This is a genomic window from Kibdelosporangium philippinense (assembly GCF_021390435.2).
GTDB lineage: Bacteria > Actinomycetota > Actinomycetes > Mycobacteriales > Pseudonocardiaceae > Kibdelosporangium > Kibdelosporangium philippinense.
This window is the reverse complement of the sequence record NZ_JAJVCN010000001.1, coordinates 3490112-3503764: the sequence shown is the minus strand read 5'-3', so window position 1 is coordinate 3503764 and position 13653 is coordinate 3490112. Positions and strand designations below refer to the sequence as shown.

Genomic DNA, 13653 nt, shown 5'->3' with positions numbered 1-13653 from the left:
TCGTGCCCACTACGGACTACGAGCGGATGCTGCGGGACGTCGCACTGCGTGTGACGCGCCCACGGCTCGCTGTGCTGTCCGCGGTGTACGCCCATCCGCACGCCGACACCGATTCGATCATCGGTGCTGTTCGTGACGAACTCGGCGGCGTGTCCCACCAAGCCGTCTATGACGTGCTACGCGCCCTGACCGAGGCAGGTCTGCTCCGGCGCATCGAGCCGCAGGGCTCCGTGGCGCGTTACGAGGCCAGGGTCGGGGACAACCACCACCACGTCGTGTGTCGATCGTGCGGCGTCATCGCCGACGTCGACTGCGCCGTCGGCCACGCGCCCTGCCTGACCGCGTCCGACGACCACGGCTTCCAGATCGACGAAGCCGAGGTCATCTACTGGGGCCTGTGCCCCGGCTGCCGCATCCCGACTAGTTCCTGAACACCTGGAAGGATTCTCGTGTCCGACAAGCCTGACGCCGTCGTTGGTGAGATGAACGAGCCGGAAGCGGGCGGGTGCCCGGTCTCGTCCGGTCGTTTCAACCACCCCACCGAGGGTGGAAGCAACCGTGACTGGTGGCCGAACCAGCTGAACCTGGCGATCCTGCGTAAGCACTCCGCGGTCGCCAACCCGATGGACGACGGGTTCGACTACGCCGCCGAGTTCAAGACCGTTGACTTGGACGAGTTGGCCAAGGACGTCGATGCCGTGCTGACCACCTCGCAGGAGTGGTGGCCGGCCGACTTCGGTCACTACGGCCCGTTCATGATCCGGATGGCGTGGCACAGCGCCGGTACGTACCGCGTCGAGGACGGCCGTGGTGGCGCCGGCGCCGGTATGCAGCGCTTCGCACCGCTGAACAGCTGGCCGGACAACGGCAACCTGGACAAGGCGCGCCGTCTGCTGTGGCCGGTGAAGAAGAAGTGGGGCCGCAAGATCTCGTGGGCCGACCTGATGATCTTCACGGGCAACCGCGCCCTTGAGACCATGGGCTTCAAGACCTTCGGCTTCGCCGGTGGCCGCGCGGACGTGTGGGAGCCGGACCAGGACGTGTACTGGGGTCCTGAGCGCACGTGGCTCGGCGACGAGCGCTACACCGGCGACCGTCAGCTGGAAGCCCCGCTCGCCGCTGTCCAAATGGGACTCATCTACGTCAACCCGGAAGGCCCGAACGGCAACCCGGACCCGCTGGCCGCGGCCCGCGACATCCGTGAGACGTTCGGCCGGATGGCGATGAACGACGAGGAGACCGTCGCCCTCATCGCCGGTGGCCACACCTTCGGCAAGACGCACGGTGCCGCGAACCCCGACGAGTACGTCGGCGCGGAGCCCGAGGGCGCCTCGATCGAGGAGCAGGGCCTCGGCTGGAGCAACAAGTTCGGCACCGGCAAGGGCCGCGACGCGATCACCAGTGGCCTCGAGGTCACCTGGACGCCGACTCCGGCGCAGTGGAGCAACTGGTTCTTCCACAACCTGTTCGAGTACGACTGGGAGCTGACCCAGAGCCCGGCCGGCGCCAACCAGTGGACGCCGAAGAACGGCAAGGCCAAGAACACCGTGCCGGACCCGGAGGACGGCAAGCTCAACCGCACGCCTGGCATGCTGACCACGGACCTGGCGCTGCGTTTCGACCCGATCTACGAGCGCATCTCCCGCCGGTTCTACGAGAACCCGGAGGAGTTCGCGGACGCGTTCGCGCGTGCGTGGTTCAAGCTGACCCACCGCGACATGGGCCCGATCCAGCGTTACCTCGGCGCGCAGGTGCCGCAGGAGGAGCTGATCTGGCAGGACCGCGTGCCCGCGGTGGACCACGAGCTGGTCAACGCCGAGGACATCGCCGCGCTCAAGCAGCAGATCCTCGACTCGGGCCTGTCGGTCTCGCAGCTGGTCACGACCGCGTGGGCGTCGGCTTCGACGTTCCGCAGCAGCGACAAGCGCGGTGGCGCCAACGGTGCGCGCATCCGCTTGGAGCCGCAGCGTGGCTGGGAGGTCAACGAGCCCGACGAGCTCGCCCAGGTGCTGCGCACCCTGGAAGGCGTTCAGCAGTCCTTCGGCAAGAAGGTCTCGCTGGCCGACGTGATCGTGCTCGGTGGCGTTGCCGCGGTGGAGAAGGCCGCCAAGGACGCCGGTTTCGACGTCCAGGTGCCGTTCACCCCGGGTCGTACGGACGCTTCGCAGGAGCAGACGGATGCCGAGTCGTTCGCCCCGCTTGAGCCGAAGTCCGACGGTTTCCGTAACTACCGTGGCAAGGGCAACCGCCTCCCGGCGGAGTACCTGCTGATCGACCGCGCGAACCTGCTCAACCTCAGCGCACCTGAATTGACCGTGCTCGTCGGTGGTCTGCGTGTGCTCGGCGCGAACTACCAGCAGTCCACGCATGGCGTGCTGACCACGACTCCGGGTCGGCTGACCAACGACTTCTTCGCCAATCTGCTCGACATGGGCACGGAGTGGAAGTCGGTCAACGGCGACGGCGAGGTCTTCGAGGGCCGTGACCGCGCGACCGGTGAGGTCAAGTGGACCGGCACCCGCGCCGACCTGGTCTTCGGCTCGAACTCCGAGCTGCGGGCGGTTGCCGAGGTGTACGCGAGCGACGACGCGAAGGAGAAGTTCGTGAAGGACTTCGTCGCCGCGTGGACCAAGGTCATGGACGCCGACCGCTACGACATCGCCTGATCAGACCTCGTGAGTGGTTAGCGGCGTTCTAACGCTGCTAACCACTCACGAGGGGCTTTCCGGCTTCGCGTGGGCTGAGAGACCGCGGTTCCCCCGGCGACGGGGGAACCGCTATTTTCTGCGCATGATGGGCTCGGCAGAGCGGGAGCTGCTTCCGAAAGGAATGCGCTACGCCTTGGGGTTGCGGCTCGTTCTGGTCGGCACCTCCAGCCTGTGGTCGCTGTTGTTCGCGGTGGCGCCCAACCAGGCGATCACGACGGTGATCATCCTCGGGCTGAACCTCTGGAACCTGTGGTACGCCTACGCTTTGCCCAGGTCCACTCGGCGGCATTGGCTGGTGGCGGTTGACGTCGTCCTGCTGTGCGGGGTGGTGCTGACCCAGTTCTGGACGGTCACATCCGATCCCCGCGCGGGCGGGACCTGGGTGTTGATCGCGATGGCGATCAGCCTGATCACGTACCCCTGGCTGGTCCGAGGCTGGGTGCTGGCCGCGATCACCGTCCTGATCGTCGGCCTGCATTACGCCGGGACCTGGTTGGCGGATCCGGGCGGATGGCTTGTCAGTGAAGCGGTCGTGGTGTGGACGGTCGCTGAGGTTGCGTTGTCGTGGGGGCTCTATCGGTTTGTGCGTCGCAGCGCGCGGGCGGCGGATCGGGTTGTCGAGCGGGAAGAGGCGTTGCGGCGGGAAGCCGCGGTGTCGGCGGCGAGGCGTGCGGACGAGCGTGAATATCTTGCTGCATTGCACGACACCGCGTCGGCCACCTTGCTGATGGTTGGCGCGGGAGTGGTTCAGGGGCGCGAATCCTGGCTTGCCGAACAGGCGGCGCGGGATCTTCGTGAGGTCAGCGGGTCACAGGTCGAGCCGACAGCGGAAACCGGGCTCTTTGAGCTCCTCAGGGAAGTTGCCGCGGACACGCCGTTGCAGATCTCCTGGGCTGGTGAAGATGTGCGATTACCTGCCGTGGACGCGGTTTTGCTCAGTCGCGGTGTGCGGGAGGCGTTGACGAACGTCGTCCGGCACGCCGACACCGATCATGTCGGGATCCGCGTGCTTCAGGAAGAAAACGCTGTCACAGTTGAAGTTGAGGACACGGGCAAGGGATTCACGCCCGAGCAGATCCCGGATCACCGTTATGGCGTAACGCGTTCCTTGGTGGAACGGATGACGCGCGCGGGCGGCAGCGCGGAGATCATCAGTAGCCCGGGTGCGGGAACCACGGTCCGGATGGCGGTTCCGCTCAGGCGTGAACAACCGTCGGGCGATGACGCGAAGTTGATCGGCACCTCTTTCCAACGCGGCTTGCGTTGGGGCGTCATCGTGATGAGCACGGCCATCCTGTTCGGTCTGGATCTGCCGAGGCTGCTGTCGAGCCAGGACGCGTATTACGTCATGTGGCCGCAGTATGTGACGTGGTTTGGTTTGCTGGCGGTGACGTTGGTGGTTGCCGTTGCGACCTGGCGTGACAAGCCTCTGGGTCGTTGGCGATGGCCGCTTCTCGTGGTTGTGTTCGGGCTATCGTTGCTGGGTGCGTTGTCGATGCGGCCGGAGTACTTGTTGGGGCCCGCGCACTGGTCGGAAGGCGACGCCGGTTGGCAGGTTGTGCTGCTGTTGATGGACAGCCGTGTCGTGGTCTTCGCCAGTGTCCTTGTCGCGCAATACCTGATGACGTTCGGTGTGGCTATTTTCGTTGGGCAGTCAGCGTTGTCGGTCGTCGGTGTCGTGAACGCGACCTGGGCCGTGCTCACGTACCAGTTGGCGATCGCGATGATCGCGGCCGTGTTGCGAGGCCTCGCAGTGAGATCCGCGAAGGTCGCGCGTGACGAAGAACAATTGCGCACGGCTGAAGCTGTTGCCCAGCAACTACATGAGGACCGCAAGCAACGCTACGCCGGGTTGGCGGACACGACCGTGCCACTGTTGCAAGGGTTGGCTTCCGGAGACCTGGATCCAGCCGAGGAGACTGTGCGGCGGGGGTGCGCGGTGGAGGCGGCCAGGATGCGTCGCCTGTTCGCCGAAGGCAGCACGGTCAGCGACCCGCTGCTGCACGAACTGCGGGCGTGCATCGAAACGGCTGAGCGCCTTGGTGTGCCAGTGTCCTTTGCGGAGCGTGGCACGCGTCCGACGTTGCCCGCGCAGATTCGTCGGCGCCTGACCGAACCCACCATCGCGGCTTTGGCTACAGCACGTGGAAAGGCGCGCGTGACCGTGACAGGTACAGACGAGACCGTCACGGTCAGCGTGCTGGCCGCGTGTGAACCGTTCTCGTCCACATCGGACATGGGCGATGTGAGTATCTCAGCCATGCAGAACGGCGACCGGTGGTGGATTCAGGCGACGTGGCAGCTCACGTGACGAGGTGGCTCAGCACCATCCGTACACGGGGCTCGTGTTCCCGGCCACGGCGCGTGGCCAGGTAGATCGAGTTCAGTACCGGTTTCGGCGGCGTGTGCACGATGTCCAACGTCCCGTCGGCGATCTCCTGGCCGAACAGGTACGTCGGGACAACGGCAAGACCGGCACCCGCTTTCACCGCGTCGACGACCGCGCGCAGGTTCGGCACGGTCAGCGCGGGCGCTGGCGCGGGTATGCCCCAGCAGGTTCGGAAGTAGCGGCGCGTCATCGGCATTTCCTCGCCGTAACCGATGAACCGTCGCGTGTCCGTTGCCGGATCATAGGGTGCTTCGCCGCGTCGTCCGATCAGGACGAACTCCTCCTCCTGCCACTGCACGAGGCGTAGCTTCTTCTGTGGCGCGCCTTCGATCCTGGTGAGCACCGCGATGTCCAGTTGATCGGCGATCAGGCCGTCGAGCAAGTCGTCCGCCAGCCCGTGACGGCACCGGATCCGTAGACCAGTGTCGAGCAACGGCGCAAGTCGCGGAACAATCCCGGTCAGCAGTTCGATCGGGCCACCGAGGAACACGATGCCGGTTTCGGTGGCGACCGTTGGCCGCAGCGAGTGCATCGCGCGCTCGATCGCGTCGACGTGTTCGCTGACTTCGGCGGCCAGCGCGTGACCGGCGGCGGTGGGGGCGATGCCACGGCCGGAGCGTTCGAACAGCGGACGGCCCGTGACCTGCTCCAGCGCCTTGACGTGATGCGAAACAGCAGGCTGGGACAGGTGCAGCGCTTCCGCTGCCTTGCCGACGGCACCCCAGCGGTACACCGCGAGGAAGGTGCGTAACGCGGATAATTCGGCTGTGGTCAATCCACTGTTCACAGTCGAGACAGTTTAACAAGAGCCAGGGACAACCCAATTCCGCGAATGAATCGCCTCGCCGATCGTGATCCCACTTGTCCGGTTCGCCGCGTTGAGTTGAGGTGACCAACCGGAAGTCCATCCGAGGGCACTCGCCGCCCGTGGTGGGCGCCGACCGTCTGTGAAAGTAGGGTTCAGGTTTGCAGCAGCAGGACATCAGTCTGCTCGAAGTCATCACCGCCGCCGATCTGCGTGCCCGGACGGCCGCGGAATCGTCGCGGTCGGAGTTCCATTGGTTGCTCGCAGTCACCGGTGGTAGCGGTGTGCACGAAGTGGACTCCGCCGAATACTCGTTGTCCACCGGGAGTTGGCTGTGGGTGCGGCCAGGGCCGATACACCGGTGGATCGATCCGTTGACCTACGAGGCGACAGCTGTCCTTTTTGAACCATGCCTGCTCAAACCACAGACCTTGCTCGCGCAGGAGTTGACCAGAACGTGCGGCCCGGCGCACTGGCTGCCGGATCCATCGACACAGCAACAGCTCTTGCAGGTGCTGCGACTGTTGCAGTTCACTGAGAAGTTTGCGGTACAGGTCCGGATGGAGCTGTGGCACTCACTGCTGTCTGTGCTGTTGCTCTTGCTCGGGCAGGTGCCGCAGCGTCGATTATGCGAGCCCGACGGCGTCTTCACTCGGTTTCATGAGGCGGTCGAACGCGATTACCGCCACAACCATCAGGTCAACGCGTACGCGACAGCGCTTGGATATTCGTCCCGCACGCTCAACCGATCGGCTCAGGCGGCCGTGGGGATGACCGCCAAGGAGTACATCATTCAGCGCATCGTCCTTGAGGCGAAACGACTCCTGGTGTACGGCGATGCCAACGCCGCCGAGATCGCGGTCTCGCTCGGGTTCAGCGAGCCGACCAACTTCGGAAAGTTCTTCGAGCGCTGCACCGGGATGCCGCCGATGGCTTTCCGTGCCGCGTACCGAAATGTCCCGTTATGACCATCCGTCGTCCTTCTTCGACCTTTGCGGTGCTCGGCCCGCAGGGCATTGTTTTGCGGGTTCCGTTGGGACGAAAGGACAATTGATGAGCAAGACAGGACGCAGACTCGGCTTTGCCGTGCTGGCCGCGGTGATGATCGTCATCGTCGGACTGCAGGGCGCCAGTGCGGAGCAGCGCCGCGGCTGGGACCACTTCAACTTCGGAGTGCCATGGGAGGACTCGTACGGATACTCACAGGCCGCGAGGGCGGGCAACATGGTGTACATCTCCGGGCAGCTGTCGCACGACGCGGCCGGGAACTTCATCGGCGAAGGCGATTTCGAGCTCCAAGTCCGTACCGCGTTCGGCAATCTGGACAAGGTACTCGCGCACTACCGGATCCCGCGCAACCAGATCATCAGCGTGAAGATCTACACAAAGAACCTGCCGGCGAACTTCGATACCGCCGCCCGATTACACAAGGAGTACTTCGGACGGCACCGGCCGACCGACACGATCGTCGGTGTCGTCGATCTCGCGTTTCCCCAGCAGTTGGTAGAGATCGAGGCCGTGGCGCTGACATCGCCGCGGTCGTAGCAAAAGGAGAACCATGATCGACCGTCGTTCACTGGGAGCAGCGGCATTGGGGGCCGTGGCACTGTCCGCTGTGGCCAGTGGCACGAGCGTTGCCGAGGCGACATCGGCCCATCCGTGGGTTCCGATGCCTGACCCGGCGGCAACCCCGGTGCCGAACCCACCGTTCCCGAAGAACCTGACGCGCGGCGAGCGGGAGCACCTGAAGACGTTCGACGAGCTGGACTTCGACGTCTTCACCCACGCGAAATGGGACCGATTGGCCGAAAGCCACGCGCGCAACATCCGTGTGCACTGGCCGGACGGGCACTACACGGACGGCATCGACAAGCACATCGCGGATCTGGCCGCGCTGTTCGTGTGGGCGCCCGACACCCGGATCCTCTCGCATCCACTACGGGTGGCCAAGAACGAACTGACCGCGGTCACCGGCGTGATGCAAGGGACGTTCACCCGGCCGATGCCGGACGGCAAAGGCGGCTTCATCAAGCCGACCGGCAAGAAGTACGCGATCAACATGGCCACGGTCGGCATCTGGAACAGGCGCGGAACGATGGACGAGGAATTCCTGTTCTGGGACAACCAGACGTTCTATCAGCAGATCGGCCTCGCCTAACCGGCACGCCACCCCCGCGTGACCGACCGTCGACATCGGACAGGATCGTCGCCGTAGCTGACGTACAACGCGGTCAGCATCGGGATGCCGTTGGCGAGGGTGTCGCGGGGGAGCGGGCCGCAGGCGACCAATGACGCCAGCCCGTGCCCGATCGCCCAGCTTTGCATGGCCGTCGTCAACGGGTTGACGTCAGCGCGAAACCGTTCGGCGGATCGGGCTCGTTGCACTGTCTCGACGAGATGGTGCAACGCCCGATCCGCCTGTTCGGGATCTTCGAGTTCGAAGCCGTCGTCGAACATGACCCGGTAGAGATCGGGCTCGGTCAGCGCGTGGGAGATGTAGCAGGCGCCAAGGGCCGCGAGGTCACGGACGGGGTCACGGGTCTTGCCGACTGTGTCCAGTCGTGTGGCCAACCGGCGGAATCCCTCTTGGCGTACTGCTCGCCACAGGCCGTCCATGCTGCCGAAATAGGTGTAGACGGCCATTGTTGACACGCCGGTTCCTTCGACAAGGGACCGCAGGGTGATCGGCTCGCGCACACGCAGCATGTGGGCGGCCCGGGTGATCAGCAGGGACCGGACCGCCGGATCCTTGGTCCTCGCCATGCTCCTAACTATAGCATTGCAATGCTATGGTCAGGTTTCGAGCTGGAGGAGGAACTATGGCTGTCGAGCTGGTCAACCCGGACTGCTTACCGAAACCCGAGGTCTACCGGCAGCTGTCGATCGCGCGGGGATCAAGGATGGTGTTCATGGCAGGCCAGGTCGCCCGCGACGCCGACGGCAACCCCGTTGGCGCGGGCGACCTGGCCGCGCAGATCGAGCAGGCCTATCTGAACATCGGCCGGGCGATGGCCGAGATCGGCGGTTCGTTCGGCGACGTGGCCAAGCTGACGGTCTACGTCGTCGACTGGAGTCCCGAGAAGATGCCGTTGCTTGGCGAAGGCGTTGCCAGGGCCGCGGCGAAACTCGGTGTCGATCCGGTCAAACCGATCACCCTCATCGGCGTTGCGGCGTTGGGCGAGCCGGATCTCCTTGTCGAAGTCGAGGCTACTGCTGTGCTGGACTGAAGGTGATCAATGCCTGAACGGGAAGATGATCCGACGGGAACTGGTTGCCTGCCGCGAAAGTGTTGATGGCCGCGGCTTGGATTGTGGTGATTCCTCGGGTCAGGATCCAGTCGATCCGTGGGCCATTGGGTACCAGTGGGCGATAGCCGTGGAATGTGGCGTACAACGGTGTGCGGCGTTCTGCGGCAGCACGCCAGGTGTCGGTCAACCTGGCGCCGGACATGAGGATGTCGTACGTCGGCGTGCTTTGGGCGGCCGCGTTGAAGTCGCCGGTGAGTACGACTGGTAGGCCTGGGGCGATGGCGTTGATCCGGTCTCGCACCAGTTCGGCGCTACGCACGCGTGAGTTCTCCGACTCGTGGTCGAAATGCGTGTTGACCACGACGAACTGCTTGCCAGTGCCGGAATCGGCGAACCGGACCCACGTCACCATCCGCAAGGTCCAGAGTGTCTTTCCGCAATGGACGTCGACGGCGACGGATTCCCCTCGTGAGTGGTTAGACGTGTTCTAACGCGCTTAACCACTCACGAGGTTGTTGATGACTGTGAGCATTTCGTCGGTCGCCAGGCGAAGGAGCTTGGCGGCCGACTGCTTCGCGCGCGTCCCGTCGCCGGATGTGATGGCCTCAGCCAGGTCCCGGTAGCTGTCGACGCGGCTGACTTCGGCGCTGAGGACCGTTGCGAGCGCGTCGATGGCGGGTTCGTATGCGGCACGCAAGTTGTTGAACATCAACCTGAACACGATGGAGTCGGCGGCGTCCACGATGTGTTCCCAGTAGACGAGGGCGCAGCGTTGTTGGGTGACCGGGTCGGTCGCGGCGGCGAGTTCCGCGATTGCTTGCTGTAGCGGGGTTTTCAGGTCTTCGCCGGATCGTTCGGCGGCCAGCGCGGCCACTTCCTGGCCGATCAGCAGGCGAGCTTCGACAATGCTGCGGATCACGTCGAAGTCGAGTTCGCCGTCGCGGATCAGCAGGCGTGGCAACAGGTCCAGCCCGGCGTGCTTGCGGTAGTCGAGCACTGTGGTGCCGTCGCCTTGGCGAACCGCGAGCAGGCCGGAGTGGGCGAGCCGCTGAAGGGCTTCGCGGACCGCCGGGCGGGAGACGCCGAGCACCTCCGCGAGCTGGCGCTCCGCTGGGAGGTTCTTGCCGGGGGCGAGCTCGCCACCTACGACGTCGGCGAGCAGCTGCTCGTAGACCTCGTCGGGGACCGATCGGCGCTCGACACGTTTGAATGCCACGTCGCCCAGGGTAGCGGCGGTCAACTGGTCATACCACTTGTCCTTTGTGGCGAGATGTGCCTACAGTGGTCTGACCACTTGACCAGCTGAAGGATGGATGGCGATGGAACGCGCCGCGAAACTCTCCTTGACCGAAGCCGCCCGGGTGTTCTGGCGCTATCCATCACCGTGGATGATCACCGCGGTCCTCATCGGCGCCGCGATCGCCCGTATCTCGCTCGGTGGTTGGCGGCTGGTTGATGCTCTGGTCCCCGCGATCATGCTGGCCGTGTTCCCGCTGTTCGAGTGGATCGTGCACGTCGTGATCCTGCATTGGCGGCCGCGGCGGCTTGGCTCGGTCACGATAGATTCACTACTGGCCCGCAAGCATCGGGAGCACCACGCCGACCCGCGCGACGTCCCGCTGATCTTCATCCCGTGGCAGACGTTGCTCTGGTTGCTGCCAGGAGTGATCGCGATCGGGCTGCTCGCATTCCCCAGCACGGCGACGGGATTGACGTTCCTGACATTTCTTGGGCTGCTTGGCATCGGCTACGAGTGGACGCACTACCTCATCCACAGCGACTACAAGCCGCGTACCGCGCTGTTCCGTGCGGTGTGGCGTAATCACCGGCTGCACCACTTCAAGAACGAGCATTACTGGTTCACCGTGACCACGTCCGGAACCGCCGACAGGGTGTTGGGCACGTACCCAAACCCTGGCGACGTTCCGAGCTCACCTACGGCAAAAGCGCTGCATTCCTAAAGCGCCAGGCGTTGCCAGGAGGCAGTGTCGCGCAACAGTTGCCGGTCGTGTGTCGCGAGTACGACAGCCGCCAACGTAGCCCCTAGGGCGTCTGTCAGCTCGTCAACGAGCGAGGATGACAGGTGGTTGGTGGGCTCGTCGAGCAGCAACACGTGCGGCTGGCGCGCCAATACCAAAGCTAGATCCAGCCGTCGCCGTGCACCGACCGACAACTCAGTCAACGGCCGATGCATGTCGTACGAATCCAGCAAGCCCAACTCGCCCAATCCAGGCGCCCATGCGGAAGCCTGTTCGGCGTACAGCGAGTGCGCAGTACGACTACCTGACGGCTCGGACTCCTGCCCCAACCATCCGATTCGTACGGGCCGCGCGCGGTTGACCGTGCCGCTGCTTGGCGCAAGGTCGCCGGACAACACGCCCAGGAGCGTCGACTTGCCCGCGCCATTGGGCCCGGTGACCACCATGCGAGAGCCGGAATCCAACGCCAGCGAGACGGGACGCGTGAGCCGACCATCGACCGTCACCTCGTCAGCTCGCAACAAGGTCGCGCCACGGAACTCCGGCAACGAAGGCATGGTGAACCGCTTGGGCGGCGAAGGTACCGCCACCACGTGTGCCTCCAGCTCCTCTTGCCTGCGGTGAACCGCGCGTACGAGCCCAGACGCCCGGGTAGCCCGCGTGTGTTTGCCGTGGCCCTTGTCTGGGCGCCAGTTGTCACGCAGACGGCTCTGTGCCGTAGACAGGTCATCCGCAAGCCGCTGTCGCTCAGCGACTTCGGCGCTATGAGCAGCCTCCCAACGAGCGCGCTCCGCACGACGGCCGTCGACGTACGAGGCGTAACCGCCGCCATACACCCGCGGCCTGCCGTCGCTCGACGGATCCAGGTCCACCACCGTGGTGGCCACGTCCGCAAGCAAAGCGCGGTCGTGACTCACGATCACAACCACACCTGGGTAGGTGAGCAGTTGCTCAGTCAGGTGCTGCAGTCCACCCGCGTCCAGATGGTTCGTTGGCTCATCAAGCAATAACACGGAATGCCGTGCCCCGAGCAAACAAGCGAGCCGTACGCGGTGACGCTGCCCAACCGACAGCGACGAGAGCGCGCGACTACGCGAGTTGACCGAGTTCAAAGCAGCGAGCGAGACCTCGACGCGGCGGTCGGCGTCCCACGCGTCGAGGGCTTCGGCCTCCGCCAGCGCGTTGGCGAAAGCGTCCTCGGCGCCCGGGCGATCCTCGGAAAGTGCCTCGGTTGCGGCTTCCAGGTCGGCCAACGCACGCCGTACCGCCGTCAGTTCGAGGTCGATCAGGTCGCCGACAGTCCCGTCGACCTGGATCTGCTGTGCCGCGACACCGAGCGAGCCCGCGAGATGCACTTCGCCGCGGTCCGTAGCAAGCTCACCAGCGAGCACCTTGAGCAACGTTGTCTTGCCACGACCGTTCTCACCGACTACGGCGACGCGATCGCCCGCAGCGGCCACAAGGTCGACTCCGGCGAGCACAGGACGGCCGCCGTAAGACAGATGTACGCCGGACGCGCGGACGTGCGCCGCGCGCGCAGGGGCGAGCGTGATTCGAGATGACATGAAGAAATGCCTCCGACAAGAGGTGATACAGAAGGAATGACGAGCAACGGCACCGCGGTCCGCGGCACCGATGGGAGGCGTCGTCTCCTCAGAGGTAGAACAGCTGCTGTATCACGTCAGGCAGAGTAGATCACCGCCAGCGAGGCAGTCATCCGTTTTTTCATCACAGCATTTCGAGCGGCTGGGGCCGGGTCGGTGGCGGGAACTCCCTGTCGATCTCAGCCAGGTCCTCCGGGGTGAGCTCGATGTCGGCCGCGGCCGCGTTCTGCCGCACGTGCTCCGGATTCGCGGCCCGGGGAATGGCGTTGACACCGTCCACACGCAACACCCACGCCAGCGCGATCTGGGCCGCGGTCGCGTTGTGCCTGCGGGCGACTGCGGTCAGCGTCCGGTTGTTGAGGATGCGGCCTTGCTCGATGGGGGAGTACGCCATGACCGGGATGCCTTGCTGCGACAGCCAGGGCATCAGGTCGTGCTCCGGGCCTCGCCTGCTCGGGTTGTACAGGATCTGATTCGTCTGACATCCGTCGGCCACACTTGCCACTTCACGCATGTCTTCGAGGTCGAGGTTGCTGACGCCCCAATGCCGGATCAGGCCAGCGTCGATCAGATCCGCGAACCCGGCGATCGTTTCCTCGAACGGCACCCGGCCACGCCAATGCAACAGATACAGGTCGATGTGATCGACGCCGAGGCGTTCGAGGCTGGCCTGGCAGGCCGTGACCGTCCCGGCACGGGTCGCGTGATGCGGCAGGACTTTGTCCACAAGGAACACTTCGTCACGGCGACCGGCGATGGCCTCGCCGACGAGGATCTCCGCGGCCCCGTCGGCGTACATCTCGGCCGTGTCGACGAGCGTCATGCCCAGGTCCAGGCCCAGCCGCAACGCCGCGATCTCCTGCTCGCGCCGGGCCGGGCGCTCGGCGAAATACCAAGTGCCCAGCCCGAGTGCGGGCATT

General features: G+C 65.0%; 14 protein-coding genes. 8 read left to right on the top strand and 6 right to left on the bottom strand.

The window, feature by feature from the left end; all coding sequences use genetic code 11:
* The first annotated feature begins 2 nt into the window (after positions 1-2).
* The 3 genes from LWC34_RS16185 (at position 3) to LWC34_RS16175 (ending at position 5019) form a co-directional block, all read left to right on the top strand.
* A complete protein-coding gene (locus LWC34_RS16185) occupies positions 3-431 on the top strand; it encodes a Fur family transcriptional regulator (RefSeq protein WP_308200050.1) in 429 nt (142 codons plus the stop codon).
* Positions 432-449: 18 nt separating this feature from the next.
* Positions 450-2666, top strand: coding sequence for a catalase/peroxidase HPI (gene katG, locus LWC34_RS16180; RefSeq protein WP_233725885.1), 2217 nt, complete (start codon positions 450-452; stop codon positions 2664-2666).
* Between the two features lie 124 nt (positions 2667-2790).
* Positions 2791-5019 carry a sensor histidine kinase gene (locus LWC34_RS16175; protein ID WP_233725884.1) on the top strand — a complete coding sequence of 743 codons (2229 nt, stop codon included), beginning with the start codon at positions 2791-2793 and terminating at the stop codon, positions 5017-5019.
* Here the strand turns inward: LWC34_RS16175 and LWC34_RS16170 are convergent.
* Positions 5012-5884: a LysR family transcriptional regulator gene (locus LWC34_RS16170; RefSeq protein ID WP_233725883.1), complete on the bottom strand. Its 873-nt coding sequence runs from the start codon at positions 5882-5884 to the stop codon at positions 5012-5014. The genes LWC34_RS16175 and LWC34_RS16170 overlap by 8 nt on opposite strands.
* 179 nt (positions 5885-6063) lie before the next feature.
* Here LWC34_RS16170 and LWC34_RS16165 point away from each other — a divergent pair, with 179 nt between their 5' ends.
* The 3 genes from LWC34_RS16165 (at position 6064) to LWC34_RS16155 (ending at position 8060) form a co-directional block, all read left to right on the top strand.
* Positions 6064-6870 (top strand): AraC family transcriptional regulator, encoded by an 807-nt coding sequence (locus LWC34_RS16165; RefSeq protein WP_233725882.1) that lies wholly within the window; start codon positions 6064-6066, stop codon positions 6868-6870.
* An 85-nt stretch (positions 6871-6955) separates the two neighbouring features.
* Complete coding sequence (locus LWC34_RS16160) at positions 6956-7447, top strand: RidA family protein (protein WP_233725881.1); 492 nt, start codon at positions 6956-6958, stop codon at positions 7445-7447.
* Positions 7448-7460: 13 nt separating this feature from the next.
* The gene (locus tag LWC34_RS16155) at positions 7461-8060 is read left to right on the top strand and encodes an ester cyclase (RefSeq protein WP_233725880.1); all 600 of its coding nucleotides are present in this window, start codon (positions 7461-7463) and stop codon (positions 8058-8060) included.
* Here the strand turns inward: LWC34_RS16155 and LWC34_RS16150 are convergent.
* Complete coding sequence (locus LWC34_RS16150) at positions 8057-8665, bottom strand: TetR/AcrR family transcriptional regulator (RefSeq protein ID WP_233725879.1); 609 nt, start codon at positions 8663-8665, stop codon at positions 8057-8059. The two genes, LWC34_RS16155 and LWC34_RS16150, sit on opposite strands and share 4 nt — an antisense overlap.
* 56 nt (positions 8666-8721) lie before the next feature.
* Between LWC34_RS16150 and LWC34_RS16145 the strand changes: the two genes are divergently transcribed.
* Positions 8722-9129 (top strand): RidA family protein, encoded by a 408-nt coding sequence (locus LWC34_RS16145; RefSeq protein WP_233725878.1) that lies wholly within the window; start codon positions 8722-8724, stop codon positions 9127-9129.
* Here the strand turns inward: LWC34_RS16145 and LWC34_RS16140 are convergent.
* Together LWC34_RS16140 and LWC34_RS16135 are read right to left on the bottom strand one after the other, a co-directional pair.
* On the bottom strand, positions 9110-9562 hold the full coding sequence (locus LWC34_RS16140) for an endonuclease/exonuclease/phosphatase family protein (protein WP_233726455.1): 453 nt from the start codon (positions 9560-9562) through the stop codon (positions 9110-9112). The two genes, LWC34_RS16145 and LWC34_RS16140, sit on opposite strands and share 20 nt — an antisense overlap.
* Positions 9563-9646: 84 nt before the next feature.
* Positions 9647-10366, bottom strand: a complete 720-nt coding sequence (locus tag LWC34_RS16135) for a FadR/GntR family transcriptional regulator (protein ID WP_233725877.1) — start codon at positions 10364-10366, stop codon at positions 9647-9649.
* Positions 10367-10463: 97 nt separating this feature from the next.
* Here LWC34_RS16135 and LWC34_RS16130 point away from each other — a divergent pair, with 97 nt between their 5' ends.
* Positions 10464-11111: a sterol desaturase family protein gene (locus tag LWC34_RS16130; protein WP_233725876.1), complete on the top strand. Its 648-nt coding sequence runs from the start codon at positions 10464-10466 to the stop codon at positions 11109-11111.
* On the opposite strand, the gene LWC34_RS16125 is transcribed toward LWC34_RS16130, so the two are convergent.
* Positions 11108-12694, bottom strand: a complete 1587-nt coding sequence (locus LWC34_RS16125) for an ABC-F family ATP-binding cassette domain-containing protein (protein ID WP_233725875.1) — start codon at positions 12692-12694, stop codon at positions 11108-11110. The genes LWC34_RS16130 and LWC34_RS16125 overlap by 4 nt on opposite strands.
* A 163-nt stretch (positions 12695-12857) precedes the next feature.
* Positions 12858-13652 (bottom strand): aldo/keto reductase, encoded by a 795-nt coding sequence (locus LWC34_RS16120; protein WP_233726454.1) that lies wholly within the window; start codon positions 13650-13652, stop codon positions 12858-12860.
* Between the last annotated feature and the right edge of the window lies 1 nt (position 13653).